This window comes from Roseateles sp. P2_H4 (genome assembly GCF_056403315.1).
Genome location: NZ_JBFUFR010000013.1, coordinates 94,647 through 109,851 on the forward strand (window position 1 = coordinate 94,647; position 15,205 = coordinate 109,851).

General features: G+C 67.2%; 18 protein-coding genes and 2 tRNA genes. 4 read left to right on the forward strand and 16 right to left on the reverse strand.

From position 1 onward, the window contains the following. Positions 1-42 precede the first annotated feature (42 nt). The 9 genes from AC1DW3_RS12000 to uvrC all read right to left on the reverse strand — a co-directional run bounded on the left by AC1DW3_RS12000 (position 43) and on the right by uvrC (position 7,094). Complete coding sequence (locus AC1DW3_RS12000) at positions 43-606, reverse strand: hypothetical protein (RefSeq protein ID WP_477931540.1); 564 nt, start codon at positions 604-606, stop codon at positions 43-45. Between the two features lie 27 nt (positions 607-633). Beyond that, a complete protein-coding gene (locus tag AC1DW3_RS12005; protein ID WP_477931541.1) occupies positions 634-1,032 on the reverse strand; it encodes a hypothetical protein in 399 nt (132 codons plus the stop codon). A 158-nt stretch (positions 1,033-1,190) separates the two neighbouring features. After that, positions 1,191-1,266, reverse strand: a tRNA-His gene (locus AC1DW3_RS12010). A gap of 28 nt (positions 1,267-1,294) precedes the next feature. After that, complete coding sequence (locus tag AC1DW3_RS12015) at positions 1,295-3,208, reverse strand: SurA N-terminal domain-containing protein (RefSeq protein WP_477931542.1); 1,914 nt, start codon at positions 3,206-3,208, stop codon at positions 1,295-1,297. Between the two features lie 104 nt (positions 3,209-3,312). Then, positions 3,313-3,388, reverse strand: a tRNA-Val gene (locus AC1DW3_RS12020). Positions 3,389-3,424: 36 nt separating this feature from the next. Further along, positions 3,425-3,697 carry an HU family DNA-binding protein gene (locus AC1DW3_RS12025; RefSeq protein ID WP_056201680.1) on the reverse strand — a complete coding sequence of 91 codons (273 nt, stop codon included), beginning with the start codon at positions 3,695-3,697 and terminating at the stop codon, positions 3,425-3,427. 225 nt (positions 3,698-3,922) lie between these two features. Next, entirely contained in the window at positions 3,923-4,489 is a 567-nt protein-coding gene (pgsA, locus tag AC1DW3_RS12030; RefSeq protein WP_439462939.1) for a CDP-diacylglycerol--glycerol-3-phosphate 3-phosphatidyltransferase, read from the reverse strand. A gap of 67 nt (positions 4,490-4,556) precedes the next feature. Next, positions 4,557-5,084: a hypothetical protein gene (locus AC1DW3_RS12035; protein WP_477931543.1), complete on the reverse strand. Its 528-nt coding sequence runs from the start codon at positions 5,082-5,084 to the stop codon at positions 4,557-4,559. Between the two features lie 117 nt (positions 5,085-5,201). Then, positions 5,202-7,094 carry an excinuclease ABC subunit UvrC gene (uvrC, locus tag AC1DW3_RS12040; protein ID WP_477931577.1) on the reverse strand — a complete coding sequence of 631 codons (1,893 nt, stop codon included), beginning with the start codon at positions 7,092-7,094 and terminating at the stop codon, positions 5,202-5,204. Positions 7,095-7,245: 151 nt separating this feature from the next. Between uvrC and earP the strand changes: the two genes are divergently transcribed. Both earP and efp read left to right on the forward strand, forming a co-directional pair. Next, positions 7,246-8,277, forward strand: coding sequence for an elongation factor P maturation arginine rhamnosyltransferase EarP (earP, locus tag AC1DW3_RS12045; RefSeq protein ID WP_477931544.1), 1,032 nt, complete (start codon positions 7,246-7,248; stop codon positions 8,275-8,277). A gap of 96 nt (positions 8,278-8,373) precedes the next feature. After that, positions 8,374-8,928 (forward strand): elongation factor P, encoded by a 555-nt coding sequence (gene efp, locus AC1DW3_RS12050; RefSeq protein WP_477931545.1) that lies wholly within the window; start codon positions 8,374-8,376, stop codon positions 8,926-8,928. Positions 8,929-8,981: 53 nt separating this feature from the next. Here the strand turns inward: efp and AC1DW3_RS12055 are convergent, their stop codons facing one another. From AC1DW3_RS12055 to mltG, 7 genes are all read right to left on the reverse strand, one after another. Continuing rightward, entirely contained in the window at positions 8,982-9,206 is a 225-nt protein-coding gene (locus AC1DW3_RS12055; protein ID WP_477931546.1) for a hypothetical protein, read from the reverse strand. 116 nt (positions 9,207-9,322) lie between these two features. Then, on the reverse strand, positions 9,323-10,024 hold the full coding sequence (locus tag AC1DW3_RS12060) for an ankyrin repeat domain-containing protein (protein ID WP_477931547.1): 702 nt from the start codon (positions 10,022-10,024) through the stop codon (positions 9,323-9,325). Then, the gene (locus AC1DW3_RS12065) at positions 10,021-10,806 is read right to left on the reverse strand and encodes a TatD family hydrolase (RefSeq protein ID WP_477931548.1); all 786 of its coding nucleotides are present in this window, start codon (positions 10,804-10,806) and stop codon (positions 10,021-10,023) included. The genes AC1DW3_RS12060 and AC1DW3_RS12065 overlap by 4 nt, the downstream gene beginning before the upstream one ends. After that, complete coding sequence (locus AC1DW3_RS12070) at positions 10,806-11,198, reverse strand: PilZ domain-containing protein (protein ID WP_477931578.1); 393 nt, start codon at positions 11,196-11,198, stop codon at positions 10,806-10,808. The genes AC1DW3_RS12065 and AC1DW3_RS12070 overlap by 1 nt, the downstream gene beginning before the upstream one ends. Before the next feature lie 60 nt (positions 11,199-11,258). After that, positions 11,259-12,266 carry a DNA polymerase III subunit delta' gene (locus tag AC1DW3_RS12075; protein ID WP_477931549.1) on the reverse strand — a complete coding sequence of 336 codons (1,008 nt, stop codon included), beginning with the start codon at positions 12,264-12,266 and terminating at the stop codon, positions 11,259-11,261. Then, positions 12,260-12,877 (reverse strand): dTMP kinase, encoded by a 618-nt coding sequence (tmk, locus tag AC1DW3_RS12080; protein ID WP_477931550.1) that lies wholly within the window; start codon positions 12,875-12,877, stop codon positions 12,260-12,262. Before tmk ends, AC1DW3_RS12075 begins: the two co-directional genes overlap by 7 nt. Positions 12,878-12,983: 106 nt before the next feature. Further along, positions 12,984-13,979: an endolytic transglycosylase MltG gene (mltG, locus tag AC1DW3_RS12085; RefSeq protein ID WP_477931551.1), complete on the reverse strand. Its 996-nt coding sequence runs from the start codon at positions 13,977-13,979 to the stop codon at positions 12,984-12,986. A gap of 57 nt (positions 13,980-14,036) precedes the next feature. Between mltG and ygfZ the strand changes: the two genes are divergently transcribed. Then, a complete protein-coding gene (ygfZ, locus tag AC1DW3_RS12090; protein ID WP_477931552.1) occupies positions 14,037-14,924 on the forward strand; it encodes a CAF17-like 4Fe-4S cluster assembly/insertion protein YgfZ in 888 nt (295 codons plus the stop codon). Between the two features lie 2 nt (positions 14,925-14,926). Continuing rightward, entirely contained in the window at positions 14,927-15,175 is a 249-nt protein-coding gene (locus AC1DW3_RS12095) for a DUF4936 family protein (RefSeq protein WP_477931553.1), read from the forward strand. Positions 15,176-15,205: the final 30 nt, after the last annotated feature.

Consider the following 15,205-nt stretch of genomic DNA (forward strand, 5'->3'; position numbering starts at 1 on the left):
GTTAGAAACTGGACGCTCCGCGGGACCTCTGAACTGGCTCGGCTAGGTGCTTTGTGCTTCGAGAGGGACGGCGCCAACAGATCCCGTCAGCCCCGCGGACTTACCGATCTTTAGCGATGGGCTCGAAGGCAGCAGGATCCACCTGCCCCCGCGGAAGGCAATGCCACTGTTCATGGTCGAGTAGCGCCTCTTCAGCGCCGACTTTCCAACAACGACTTGCACAATGGGCGCACCGGCAGCTGCTTCAGTGCTAAATACCCTCGCCGCCGCTTGGACACCTATGGCCCTGAGGAAAACGGCGGTGGCACCGGGCGAATAGGTGCTCGGAATCAACGTATCCCCGGCAAGAAATACGTCCCTTACGTCGGGCGGAGCCGCAACCGGAACCTCGCGGGCAACTTCAAGTTGCACCGTTGATGTTTCCTGAGCCTGCTCGGGCGCAATCTGATTCTGAGCGGCTCGCTGGCGGGCTAGGGCCGCCAAGCCCTCTCTAATTTCGGCCCTTAGCCTCTCGTTGGCCACCGCGTCAGCAGACATACCTTTACGACCAGCAATCGACGCAGCTAAGCCGACGCCAAACAGCGCAACCAAGATCGAGAAGAACATTAGTGCCACGGCGGTAACTCCTTCGCGCTAGCCGGTCTTGCCGATGAGTGCATTCAAGAGATCAGCCTGCTCTTCATTGTGCTCTCTTGCCTCGCGCTCTGCAGCCCACTTCCCCACTCCGTACGCGAAGTACGCACAGGAGATCGCTAACACGATGCCGAAAGCGATCTGGATGGACTTAAATCCGCAGTTCTCGAGGCCTATCCAACCCGCGTAAATGGACCCATAGAAGGAGCCATGGAGCAACATGTGCTCGGTGAAATGCAGCGTGTGCACTGTCGCTCGCCGCTTTACCTCGTCTAGCGCAACGAGGCCAAAACCGATAGCCAACACAAAGACGCCACCAAGCACCAGACTCCATACGAGGATCTCACCCGGGCCCGTCGGCAGATAGCACTGCACAGCCTCAACGCTATGTACGTCCATCCACTCCCCTTTTCAACGCAGTCTAAGCAGCGTTGGACAAACGATGGGGCAGCGTTTTCCAGCGGACGACATTCCGAATCGCCGTACATGCGCGTTACATGAAAGCCGGAAAAGAAAAAGGACTTAGAGGCTTTCGCTTCTAAGTCCTTGATTTTATTTGGGGTGGCTGATGGGACTCGAACCCACGACGACAGGAATCACAATCCTGGACTCTACCAACTGAGCTACAGCCACCGCAGAGCCAAAAAGTATAACCGATAAATCAGGGTGCGCTGGCCGCGGAGGCCGGTGCCTCGACCTTGATGGCGGCCTTGTACTGCGACTTCAGCGCGGCCAGATAGGCCTGGCCTTCGGCACGGGCCCAGGCGCCGGAATATTGCTGGGCGGCGCGCTTGTCGTCGATGACGGCGGCGTCGCGCGGCTGGAGCTGGTTGATGCGCACGACGACATAGCCACCATCTTCGGCAGCCACACCGACGACGGCCGGCAGCTTGGCGGCATCGGCGCCGAGCACGGCTTCGAGCTGGCCACGCGTCAGGTTCTGCGGCTTGGCGCGCGAAACGGAAACCGCGGCTTCCAGGCCGGCGGTGTCGGCCGGGTTGGCCTTGAGCGCCGCCAGGCGCGCTTCGCCGGCCTTCTTGGCCTGCTCGGTGGCGAGCTTCCTGACGAGCTGGTCGCGCACCTTGACCTTCACGTCGGCCAGCGGCGGCACGCGGGCCGGGTTGTGCTGGACGATGCGGGCCGACACGAGCTGGCTCGTACCGGTCTCGACCGCTTCGGTGTTGCGCTTGTTGCGCAGCGCGTCGTTGCCGAAGACGGCTTCCAGCAGCTTGGGCGACGCGAGCGGGCCGGCGGCACCCGGCAGGGGCTGGCGCTGCACGGTGGCGGTCTGGAGCTGCAGCTTGAGCTTGTCGGCGGCGGGTTGGAGGCTGTCGGACTGCTCGTAGACGAGGTTGCCGAACTGCTCGGCGGCCTCGGAATAGCGGCGCTGGGCGAGCTGCTTGCGCACCTCGTTCTCGACCTCGGCGCGCACGGCCTCGAAGGGCTTCTTGTCGCCGCCGCGGGTGCCCGTCAGCTGGATGATGTGATAACCGAAATCGGTCTCGACGAGGTTGCTGATCTCGCCCTGCTTCATCGCGTAGACGGCAGCGTCGAACTCCTTGACCATGGCGCCGCGGCTGAAGAAGTCGAGGTCGCCGCCATTGGCGCCCGAACCCTCGTCCTGGGAATTCTTCTTGGCCAGCGCGGCGAACTCGGCCGGGTTCTTGCGAACCTGGGCCAGGATCTCCTCCGCCTTGGCCTTGGCCTTGGCGTGCTCCTCGGCCGAGGCGCTGCGCTCCACCTTGATGAGGATGTGGCTGGCGCGACGCTCTTCGGGCACGCCGTAGCGCGCGGCGTTTTCCTTGTAGTAGTTCTGCAGGTCGTCTTCGCTGAACTTGACGTCCTTCTTCAGCGCTTCCAGGTCGAGCACGACGTACTGGATCTGGGCCGATTCGGGCAGCTGGAACTTGTTGGCGTTGGCCGATTCCTTGTAGAAGGCCTCGATGTCGGCATCGCTCGGGTTGATCTTGGCCGCGAAGTCCTTGATGTCGAAGCGCTGCACTTGCACTTCGCGCTGCTGCAGCAACGAGTCGAAAGCGAGCTTGGCGTTGGCGGCCGCAGCGACGGCGGAAGACTCGACACCCGACGTGACCTGGCGCAGCGACATGTCCTGGCGCAGCTTCTCCAGGAAGATGGCCGAATTCATGCCCTGGGCAGCCAGGATGGCCTTGTTGACCGAGCCGTCGGGGTTGCGCATGAAGGCGAACTGCGGGTCGCGCTTGAACAGCGCGTCGAGACGTTCATCACTGACGCTGAAATGCTGATGTTCGGCAGCGGCCTTGAGCGTGCGCTCGGTAACCAGGCCTTCAAGCGCCTGGCGCTTCACTTCCGGCGTGTCCAGCAGCTTGGGGTCCACGCCCGGGTTCTGGCGGCGGATGCGCTCGGCCTGGTCGCGTTGTGCAACTTCCCATTCACCCTGGGTGATCTTGCGGCCATCGACGCTCGCCACGGCGGTATTGGCGCCACCCATCATGCTGGTATAGCCCTGCATGCCGACGAAGGCGAAGGACGGCAGGATCAGCAGCGTCAACAGGAACTGGAGCAGGCGGTTGTGCTGGCGGACGAATTCAAACATCTCGAGGAGCCTTGAGGATCAAACGCGACGAAGGCGAACCGAGGTTCGCCTTCGAGGGAGTCGCATTCTAAATGCGAGACGGCGGACGCCGCCCTGGGGTCGGGTGGTGGGCGCTGACGGGCTCGAACCGCCGACAATCTCCGTGTAAGGGAGGTGCTCTACCAACTGAGCTAAGCGCCCGGGAGAAACCGGGAAATCGCGGGACCGGCTGAAGGTTCAGTTCACGGCGTCTTTGAGCGCCTTGCCGGGTTTGAACTTGGGCACCTTGGCCGATTTGATCTTGATCGTATCGCCGGTGCGCGGGTTGCGGCCGGCGCGCGCGGCGCGCTTGGTGATGCTGAAGGTGCCGAAGCCCACCAGCGAAACGGTGCCATTCTTCTTCAGCGTCGTCTTGACGCCGCCGATCACGGCTTCGAGCGCGCGGCCTGCAGCGGCCTTGGAGATGTCGGCCTGCTTGGCGATGTGCTCGATCAATTCTGACTTGTTCACTCGTGCCCCCTCATGACGATTCAGCGGACTGTTGAGCCCTGCACCGTGAGGGGCGCAGGACTGCGTTGCAGATGTCGATCCCGCGCACTGCGCAGCCTGTGACAGGCCGACGACAAACGGCCAAGGCGCGCGCGGGGAAGCGGATTCTAGACGCGCGTCCGGCGCTGGGCAGGGCGGGAAAAGTCCCGATACAACTCGGTGTCCGACGTGCGTCGGAACAGCGTCTCAGCGGGCTTTGGCGCGGATTTCCGGCAGGGCCTTCTGCAGGTAATAGACCATGGACCAGATGGTCAGCACCACGGCGGCATAGATCAGCCAGGTGCCCCAGAGCCGGGTCGGGATGAGGCCGAAGAGCTGGCCGTCATAGAGCAGGAAGGGGATGGCGACCATCTGCACGGTCGTCTTGAGCTTGCCGACCATGTGCACGGCGACGCTGCGCGAGGCGCCGATCTGGGCCATCCATTCGCGCAGCGCGGAGATGGCGATCTCGCGGCCGACGATGACGAGGGCGACAAAGGCGTTGACGCGGCCGAGTTCCAGCAGGATCAGCAAGGCCGAGCAGACCAGGAATTTGTCGGCCACCGGGTCGAGGAAGGCGCCGAAGGAGGAGGTCTGGTTGAGCTTGCGCGCCAGATAGCCGTCCAGCCAGTCGGTCAGCGCCACGACAACGAACAGCACCGTCGCAAACAGGTTCTGGTGCGCCGGCGTCATTTCCAGATAGAAGACGCCGACGATCAGCGGGATCGCCACGATGCGAGCCCAGGTCAGCAGAGTCGGCAGCGTCAGGAACATGCCGGCATTGTGCCCATGTCGACGCCCACCTCTGGGGCGCCGCAGTCGCGACTGTGGCGGCCAGCCCTCAGTTCAGGCTGAGCGGCTTGAAGCGTCGGTCTTCCTCGAAAAGAAAGGTCTCGGTGAACTTCCAGGGCTCGGGCATGCGCCGCACGTCGCCAAAGGGAGCGGCGCGATGGATGGCGTCGATGGCCAGCTGCAGGGTTTCCGGCGCAAACCGGGGTGGTCGGACCACGTTGACGCGGCGCACGCTGYCGTCGGCCTTGACCTCGATTTCCAGCACCACGACGCTCAGCACATGCGAAGGCGCCTTCGTCATGAAGCTGCCCTCAGGGTTGGCCATGACCAGGCGCTCGGCGGCCTGGTGGCGCAGCTCCGCCTGCGTGCGTACTGGCTTGGGCGGCGGCAAGCCGGCGGGCTTCGGGGCCGCCACCACGGTGGGCGAAGGCTGCGGGGCAGGCTCGAGAACCACGGCGCGCGGAATGCCGTCGGTGGGCACCGCAGGCGCCGGCGCACGCGGCGCTGCCGCGCAGCCGGCCAGCAGCGGGCCGATCAGCCAGCGGGCGGCGCGCTTCAAAGGGGCGATGGTGGGCACGGCGTTCTCCTCATGGCTCGAATTGTTCTGCCTCGTACCCGGCACGAGGTGCGACGGATTTCTCGCCGCAACCGCCGTAGCCGTAGCGCAATGCAACGCAGGGTAAGCGTTCTGTACCTAGTGCAGCGCGCGGTAGATTTCTTCGGCGAGTTCCCGTGAGATGCCCTTGACGCCGCACAACTCGTCCACGCTCGCCCCCGCCACGCCGCGCACGCCGCCAAAGCGCTGCAGCAGCTGGGCGCGCTTCTTCGGGCCGACGCCCGGCACGTCCTCCAGCCTCGACCCCCCCGTGCGCGTGGCGGCGCGCTTGGCGCGCATGCCGGTGATGGCGAAACGGTGGGCCTCGTCACGGATCTGCGCAATCAGCATCAGCGCGGCCGAATCACGGCCAAGGTAGACCTTTTCACGGCCGTCGGCAAATACCAGCTCCTCCAGCCCGACCTTGCGGCCCTCGCCCTTCTCGACGCCGGCGATCAGCCCCAGGTCCAGCCCGAGTTCCTCGAAGACTTCGCGCGCCATGCTGACCTGGCCGCGGCCCCCGTCCACCAGCACCAGGTCGGGCAGGCGGCCGGTGCCGAGCTGGGCCGCCTCCGCCATCTTGCTGTAGCGGCGCGTCAGCACCTGGCGCATGGCGGCGTAGTCGTCGCCGCCGGTGATGCCCTCGATGTTGTAGCGCCGGTACTGGCTGCTCTGCATCTGGTGGTTCTCGAAGACGACGCAACTCGCCATCGTCGCTTCGCCAGCCGTGTGGCTGATGTCGAAACATTCGACGCGGAACTTGTTGATCTCGACCACCGACAGGTCCAGCGACTCGACCAGTGCGCGCGTGCGCGCCTGTTGCGAGCCCTCCTCGGCCAGCAGGCGGGCGATCGCCAGTTGGGCGCCCTTGACGCACATCTCCTGCCAGATGCGCCGCTGGCCGCGCGGCTGGGCCTGCACGGTGACGCGGCTGCCGAGCTGCTGGGCCAGCGCCTCGGCCAGGCTGGCGTCGACCGCTTCGCTGACGATGATGAGCCCGGGCACCGGCGACGCGAGATAGTGCTGGGCCATGAAGGCCTCGAGCACCTGGCGCTCGGCCGACACCACTTCCTCGTCGTCGAGGCGGATCGCCGTCGCATCGTCGACATGCTTGGGGAAGAAGGCGCGGTCGCCCAGATGCCGGCCACCGCGCACCATCGCGAGGTTGACGCAGGCCCGCCCCCCCTGCACCTTCACGGCCAGGATGTCCACATCGCGGTCGCGACCCGTCGCGCTGCTTTCCTCGATGACCTGCTGCTGCAGCACCTTGGACAGTGCCTGGATCTGGTTGCGCACCTCCGCCGCCAGCTCGTACTCGAAGCGCTCGGCGTAGGCGCCCATCTGCTGCTGCAACGAAGCCATCACCTCGTCGGTCTCGCCGCGCAGGAAGGCTTCGGCGCTCTGCACGTCGCGTGCRTACTCGCCGGTCTGCCCCGCCGGCACGCAGGGCCCGGAGCAGCGCTTGATCTGGTGCAGCAGGCAGGGGCGGCTGCGGTTGTTGAAGACGCTGTCCTCGCAGGTTCGCAGCTTGAACACCTTCTGCATCAGCTGGATGGACTCCTTCACCGCCCAGGCGCTCGGGAAGGGCCCGAAATAGTGATGCCGCTTGTCGACCGCCCCCCGGTAATAGGCCATGCGCGGCCAGGCGTGCGAKGTGATCTTCAGATAGGGGTAGCTCTTGTCGTCCCGGAACAGGATGTTGAAGCGCGGGTTCAACGTCTTGATCAGGTTGTTTTCCAGCAGCAGGGCCTCGGCCTCGGTGCGCACGACCGTCGTCTCCATGCGGGCGATGCGCGCGACCATCAGGCCGATGCGGGTGCCGCCGTGGTTCTTCTGGAAGTAGCTGCTGACGCGGCGCTTCAGGTCCTTGGCCTTGCCGACATAGAGCACCTCATCCCGGGCATCGAAATAGCGATAGACGCCCGGCAGGGGCGGCAGGGCATTGACTTCGGCCTGCAGGCGCTCGCGGGCCTCGCGGGCGGCGGCCTCCATTTCGGCGCCGCGCTGCTTCTCGGCGGCTTCGATGACCGCGCGCTCGGCGGCCAGATCTTTTTCGTTCGAGGCCTGCTGCTGGTCAACGGCTTCGGTGTTGGAAGGGGTCGTGCTCGACATGCAGGGAATTGTGGCCTGGGAGAATTGGCCCATGAGAGCGCCGATGCTTTGGGACATCTTCTGCCGCGTCATCGACAACCATGGCGACCTCGGCGTCTGCTGGCGGCTCGCGCGCGACCTGGCCGGGCGCGGCGACGCGGTGCGGCTTTGGGTCGACGATGCCTCGGCACTGGCCTGGATGGCGCCCGAGCGCCTCGCAGCGGTCGAAGTGCTTGCCTGGCCCGACGGCGAGGTGGCCGCGCAATCCGGCGACGTCGTCATCGAAGCCTTCGGCTGCGAGCTGCCACCGGCCTTCGTCGCCCGCATGGCCGCGCGCCAACCGGCACCGCGCTGGATCAACCTCGAATACCTCAGCGCCGAGGACTATGTGGAGCGCAGCCACGGCCTCGCCTCGCCGCAGTTCAGCGGCCCGGGTGTCGGGCTGACCAAGCATTTCTTCTACCCGGGCTTCACGCCGCGCACCGGCGGCTTGTTGCGCGAGCCGGACCTGCTCGATCGCCAGGCGGCTTTCGACGGCCCCGCCTGGCTGGCCGAGCGCGGCTGGGCGGCTCGGCCGGGCGAGCGCGTCGTCAGCCTGTTCGCCTACGCCAACCCGGCCCTGCCAGCGCTGCTGGACACGCTGGCTACCCAGCCGACGCTGCTGCTCGCCTGCCCCGGGCCGCTGCAGGCGCAGATCCGCGATCGCCCCGGCCTGCGCACCATCGCCCTGCCGTATCTGCCCCAGGACGACTACGACCGTCTGCTGTGGGCCTGCGACCTGAACTTCGTGCGCGGCGAGGATTCATTCGTCCGCGCGCAGTGGGCCGGCAAGCCCTTCGTCTGGCATATCTACCCTCAAGACGACAACGCCCACCACGCCAAACTCGAGGCCTTCATGGCGCGCGCCGAACTGCCTTCGGGCTGGCGTGAGGTCTGGCGCGGCTGGAACGGCCTGGCCGCCCTGCCCGACTCGCTCCGCGGGCTGGAAATGGCGGCCAGCCACGCCCCGAAGTGGCGTGCGCAATTGGCGGCTCAGCCCGATCTGCTGGCGCAATTGCAGGGCTTCTTAGGGGTTTCCAGCTAGAATGTCGGGCTTTGCCGCGCCAACCCGAGACGGGTTCTCCTGGAGTCTGGTGCGCCGTCCAGCCGGAATATCCGGCGCCTCACACCGCAATTCACCATGAAACTCGCTCAAGAAATCCGCGCCGGCAATGTGATCATGCAGGGCAAGGACCCGATGGTCGTCCTGAAGACCGAATACAGCCGTGGTGGTCGCGGTGCCGCCACCGTGCGCATCAAGATGAAGAACCTGCTGAACGGCGCCGGCGCCGAGCTGGTCTTCAAGGCCGATGACAAGATGGAGCAGATCATCCTCGACAAGAAGGACTGCACCTACACCTACTTCGCCGACCCGATGTATGTCTTCATGGACACCGAGTACAACCAGTACGAAGTCGAGTCCGAGAACATGGGCGACGCGCTGTCCTACCTGGAAGACAGCATGGCCGTCGAAGTGACCTTCTACGACGGCAAGGCCATCTCCATCGAACTGCCCACCAGCGTCGTTCGCGAGATCGAGACCGAGCCGGCCGCCAAGSGCGACACCTCGGGCAAGGTCATGAAGCCTGCTCGCCTGAAGGGCACTGGTTTCGAAATCTCCGTGCCGGCTTTCGTCGAAAACGGCGACAAGATCGAAATCGACACCCGCACCCACGAGTACCGCAAGCGCGTCTGACGCGACGGCCGCGGCCTCACGACAAAACGCCCGCTTCAAGCGGGCGTTTTGCTTTATTCGGCGTCGTCAGAAAGGTCGGGAACTTCCAATTCGGCGTCGATCTCGCTGTCGAAATCGGCGGCGCTGCCCTTGACGGGAATCCAGGGCCGGTCCAGCGGACGATAGACGCGGCTTTGCAGGCGGGCCAGGCGGTCGGAGCGCTCGATGGCGTTCATCACCGCCTCGGGGGCGATCAGCATCGCGAAAGGGTCAGCCAGATTCGGGGTGGTGGACAGCATGGTGGGCCTCGTGTTTGACGATGACTCCACTGTAGGCAGCGCCGCCTCGGCGCAACAGTCGGCTCAGCGCCCTAGGCGCTGTAAGACTTTTCCCTACACGGCCCTCAGGGCGAGAACTAGTTGGCGCTGCTGGCGCTTTGAGCCGAAGCGGCCGCTGCGGCCGCGCGCTGCTGGCGCTCCTTGATCAGGCGGCGCAGCTCCTTGGCCATCACGTCACGGCCACCGCGCTCGGCAAAGTCGGCCACCGTCAGCTCCTGTTCGTTGGCCGCGCGCGGTTCGGCGCCCGCCTTGATGAGCAGGGGCACGAGATCGCTGTTGCCGTAGCGCGCCGCCATCATCAGCGGCGTCGTGCCGTTCTCGGAGCGCGCATTGAGTTCGGCGCCCTGGGCGATGAGGAAGGCCGCGACGCCGTTGTCCGGCCCGCTGCAGGCGTAATGCAGCGGCGTCCAGCCCTTGCGGTTGACGGCCGCGCCGCGCTTCACCAGGGCCTGCACGGCCGGCAGCGAGCCGCGCACGGCGGCAATCATCAACGGCGTCTCACCCTGGGCATTGGCCTCGTCCACCTGCGTCAACGGCGAGGCCAGCAGGCTGTCCAGCGCGCGCAGCGATTCCTCGCGCACGGCAATGAAGATGGCCTTGCGGCCGCGCGAGTCGGCCTGGTTGGGGTCCACGCCCTTGAGCAGCAGGCCCAGCACGGTCCGCGGGTCATTCAGCTCGGCAGCGGTGACGAAGTCGTCGATGGGCGCCGCCTGCACGGCCATGGAGGCCAGCAAGGCCAGCGCGGTCAGCCCCCGCTTCATGCGGTTCATGCGGTTCATGCGCCCTCCGGCAGACCGAACAGCCGCCGCGTGTTGGCCGTCGTGCGCGCCGCCAGTTCCGCCACCGGCAGGCCCAGCGCATCGGCCACCGCCTTCGCGACGTGGGGCACATAGGCTGGCGAATTGGTCTTGCCACGGTAGGGCACGGGGGCCAGATAGGGGCTGTCGGTCTCGATCAGCAGCCGGTCCAGCGGCAGCAGCTTCAGCAGGTCGCGCAGGTCCTGGGCGTTCTTGAAGCTGACGATGCCCGAAAACGAGATGTAGTAGCCGCGCTCGACGGCCGCCAGGGCCACCTCGGCCGTCTCGGTGAAGCAATGGAAGACACCCCCGGCCTGTTCGCCGCCCTCCTCGTCCAGCACGCGCAGCGTGTCGGCCGCGCTGGAGCGGGTATGGATGACCAGGGGCTTGGCGGCCTGCTTCGCGGCGCGGATATGGGTGCGGAAGCGCTCGCGCTGCCATTCCATGTCGTCGATGCTGCGGCCGTTCAGGCGGTAGTAGTCCAGCCCCGTCTCGCCGATGGCGACGACACGTGGCAGCGCCGCCAGGCCCACCAGCTCGGCCACGTCGGGTTCACGCATGTCCTCGGTGTCGGGATGCACGCCGACGGTCGCCCAGAGCTGAGCGTGTTCGAGGGCCAGCGCATGCACGGCCTCGAACTCCTCCATCTGTGTGCAGATGCAGATGGCCTGCTCGACCTGGGCCGTTTGCATGTCGGCCAGGATGGCCGGGAGATTTTGCTTCAGCTCAGGGAAGCTGAGATGGCAATGCGAGTCAATGAACATCAGAGCGTTTGCGTGGGCTTGCTCGACGAGATCGCCGTGCCCAGGATTTCCTCGATGCGCACGCGGATCAGCCGCGTCTTCTCGTCGCCGGGGAAGCGCACACCCACGCCCTGGGTGCGGCCGCCCGAAGCATTGGCCGGCGTCAGCCAGGCCACCTTGCCAGCGACGGGGTAGCGCTGGTTGTCCTCGGGCAGGGCCAGCAGCAGATAGACGTCCTCGCCGAGCTTGTAGTCGCGCGTCGTCGGCACGAACAGGCCGCCCTCGGCGAAGGCCGGGATGTAGGCGGCATACAGCGCCGACTTCTCGCGGAAGACGAGCTGGATGACGCTGGGCCGCGCACCGGACGATGCCCCCACGCCGCCCACCGTGGGCAAAGGCAGGTTGCCGCTCATCTTGCTGGGCTGGAACTGCGCGGGCTTGGAGGTGTCGTCGCTCATGAGGTCCGAGTGTAGTCAGCGCGCCGCGGCCGAGATGGCAGTCTGGGCTTGTGCGACGAGAGCCTCTATCCACAGCCCGGCGTTCAGCGGGTGCTCGGCATGGCGGGACGCGCGGCGCAGTTCGGCATCCCAGGCCAGCAGCGGCGCCGGGCGCTTGGGCGATGGCAGGGAGGTCGCGGCAAAAAACTGGCCCGGCCGGCCATGACTGCGGCGCACCAGGTCGTGGCACAGGCGCTGCAGCGCGTCGATGGCGCGCGGCGGCGCCCAATCCGACAGGGCGGCCACTTCGCCCCGCGCGACCCGCTTGGGCAGGGCCTGCCAGGCGGCGTCGGTCAGGCCGGCCTCGTGCCAGGCCAGCGCCTGCTGCGGCCGGCCGCCGGTGGCGTCGAGCAGGCCCTCGGCGCCGTCGACACCTTTGGACGCCAGCCAGGCCAGCGCGGCTGCGCGCTCGGGCAGCGGCAACGGCAGCGGCTGGCAGCGGCTGCGGATGGTGGGCAGCAGCGCGGCGCTGTCATGGCTGGCCAGCGCGAAGCGCAGCAGACCGGAGGGCTCCTCCAGCGTCTTCAGCAAGGCATTGGCCGCGATGCCGTTCAGCGCTTCGGCCGGGAAGATCACGACCACCTTGGCCCGGCCGCGCGCCGACGTCGCCTGCGCGAAGGCGAGCAGGTTGCGCACCGCCTCAACCTTGATTTCCTTGCTGGGCTTGGCCTTGCCGGCCTTGGGCGCGTCGGGTTCCTCGAAAGGCAGGCCGAGAGACTCGCGCGCCGCGGCATCCAGGGCTTCCGGCATCAAAAGCTGGAAGTCCGGGTGGGTGCCGCTGGCAAACAGCTTGCAGCTCGCGCAGTGGCCGCAGGCCACTTGGCCCTCGGCGCGGGCTTCGCACAGCCAGCTTTGCGCCAGCTTGACGGCCAGTTCGAGCTGGCCGACGCCGGCCGGCCCCTGCACCAGCAGCGCGTGCGAACGCGCCCGCGCCAGGGCGTCTGCCAGCGGGGCCTGCAGCCAGGGGAGATCGGCGTTCAGCATGGATAGCGCTCGGCCAGCACGGCGAGCACCTTCGCGCCCACCTGCTCGACGGAGCCGCTGGCGTCGATACGCACGATACGGCCCGGCGCCTTGGCCGCGCGGGCCGCATAGCCGGCACGCACGCGCTCGAAAAACGCCAGGTCCTGCTGCTCGATGCGGTCGGCCTCACGGGCACTGGCGCGACGAGCCGCAGCCTGTTCGGCCGGCAGGTCGAACCACAGCGTCAGCTCGGGCTCGGTGCCTTCCTGCACCCAATCGGCCAGCGGGTCCAGCACGGACTGCGGCAGGCCGCGGCCGCCGCCCTGGTAGGCAAAGCTGGCATCGGTGAAGCGGTCGCAGAGCAGCGTCTTGCCGGCGGCCAGCGCCGGCTTGATGACGGTTTCGACATGGTCACGCCGGCCGGCAAACATCAGCAGCAGCTCGGTCAGCGAGCCCATGGGCTCCTTCAGCACGATGTCGCGCAGCGTCTCGGCCAGCGGCGTGCCACCCGGCTCGCGGCTCAGTTGCACATCGGCGCCGCGGGTGCGGAACCAGTCGGCCACCGCCTGGATGTGGGTGGATTTGCCGGCACCGTCGATGCCCTCGAATGAAATGAACCGACCAGCAGTCATGTCCACCCCTCGTCCGTCGAGTACGCCGGCCGATCCCCCGAGGGGATGGCGGGCCGGCTAGGGGCGGCCCGGCGCTCGGCCCGCCGGTACGCTGATCGCATCTGTTTCACTTGCCGCCACGTTGGTATTTGTTGACCGCGCGATTGTGCGCGGCGAGGTCATCGCTGAATTYGCTGCTGCCGTCGCCGCGGGCAACGAAGTAGACCGCCTTGATGGGCGCCGGGTTCAGCGCCGCTTGCAGCGAGGCCGCGCCCGGCATGGCGATGGGCGTGGGCGGCAGGCCGCCGCGGGTGTAGCTGTTGTAGGGGGTGTCGGCCAGCAGGTCGCGCTTGCGCAGATTGCCGTCGAAGGCCTCGCCCAGGCCGTAGATGACGGTGGGGTCGGTCTGCAGCGGCATGCCGACGCGCAGCCGGTTCACGAAGACGGCCGCGACCTTGGAGCGGTCGGAGGACACACCGGTTTCCTTCTCGACAATGGAAGCCAGGATCAGCGCCTCGTCGGCCGACTTCAGCGGCAGGTCGCTCGATCGCTTGCTCCAGGCTGCCGCCAGGCGCCCCCGCATGGCCGCATGGGCGCGCCTGAGCACGGTCAGGTCGCTGACACCGCGGCTGTAGGCATAGGTGTCGGGGAAGAAGCGGCCCTCCGGCGCCACGCCGGGCTCGCCCAGCGCCGCCATGATGTCGGCATCGCTCATCTGCGCCGTCTTGGGCCTCAGCTGCGGCGCGGCGGCCAGGGCCGCCCTCACCTGGCGCCAGTTCCAGCCTTCGATGAGGCGCAGCTGCTCCAGGATCTGGTCACCGCGCACCATCTTGTCCAGCAGCTCACGCGGCGTGACGCCGGCGTGGACCTCATAGCTGCCGGCGCGGATCTGCTTGGCCTGGCCCGACCATCTGAACCACTGGTAGAGGAAACGGGCATCGGTCTGCACACCGGCGCCCACCCAGGCGCGGGCCACTTCGGCCGGGTTGGTGCCCGGCTCGACGGACAGTTCCACCGACGGCGTGGCCAGGCTCAGCGGGCTGCGCAGCCACTGCCAGGCGGCGCCTGCGGCCAGGCCGGCGATCAACAACAAGACGAGCAGCGCTCGCAACAACCACTTCATGCCCTGTGATGACCTGTGAATGGCCCGGTGAAAAGGGGGCCGATGATAATTCCCGCCATGTCCCAAGCCTCCCAACTCCGCCTCGCTGACTGGGGCGTCATCCGCGCCCAGGGCGCCGACGCCGCCAGCTTCCTGCACAGCCAGCTGACCCAGGACTTCGCCCTGCTCGACCGCGAGCACGCCCGCCTGGCCGGCTTCTGCACGGCCAAGGGCCGGCTGCTGGCGACGCTGGTGGGCTGGCGTGGCGGCGAGGAAGAGATCCTGCTGGCCCTGCCGGCCGAGACGCTGGCGGCCACGCTGAAGCGCCTGTCCATGTTCGTCATGCGTGCCAAGTGCAAGCTCAGCGACGCCAGCGCCGAGTTCGCGGTCTACGGGCTGCTCGGCACGCCGGCCACCGAGGCCTGGACGCTGGCCCGCGATGGCGATGCGGTGCAGATCGCCCTGCCCGCTGCACCGGAGCTTGGTCGCGCGCTTCGTGTGCAGCCGGCCGATGCGCCCGCGCCGGCGGGTGCAGCGATGACGGCCGATGACTGGGCGTTTGCCGAAGCCGAGGCCGGCGTGGCCTGGGTGCGCGGCGCCACCGTCGAGGCCTTTGTGCCGCAGATGATCAATTTCGAGGTGCTGGGCGGCGTGAACTTCAAGAAGGGCTGCTACCCCGGCCAGGAAATCGTCGCGCGCAGCCAGTACCGCGGCACGCTGAAGCGCCGGCTGCAGGTCTTCGAGACCGATGCGGCGGCCAGCATCGGCCAGGAGATCTTCCACAGCGCCGACCCCGAGCAGCCGGCCGGCATCGTCGCCAGCAGTGGTGCCAAGGACGGCCGCACGGCCATCGCCGCGGAGATCAAGCTGGCGGCACTGGAGGGCGGCAGCCTGCATCTGGGCAGCGCCACGGGAGCCCAGTTGCGCCCACGCACCCTGCCCTACGAGATTCCGCCCCAAGACTGACCGTGCAGCTCTACGTCTACTACCGCGTCGCCGACGACAACGTCGAGTCGGCCCTGATCGCTTTCCGCAAGGCGCGCGTCGAGGCGCCCATCGAACTGCTGCAGCGGCCCGAGCCGAACGCGGACGGCCAATGGACGTGGATGGAGATCTATCCCGAGGGCTGGGGGCACCGCGAGCCGCAGGTCGCCGCGGCGATGACGCCCTGGCTGGCCAGCGAGCGCAAGGTCGAACGTTTCGAGATGCTGGGCTGAAGCCCCCCGTTGCGGGGGTTTCACAGGTCC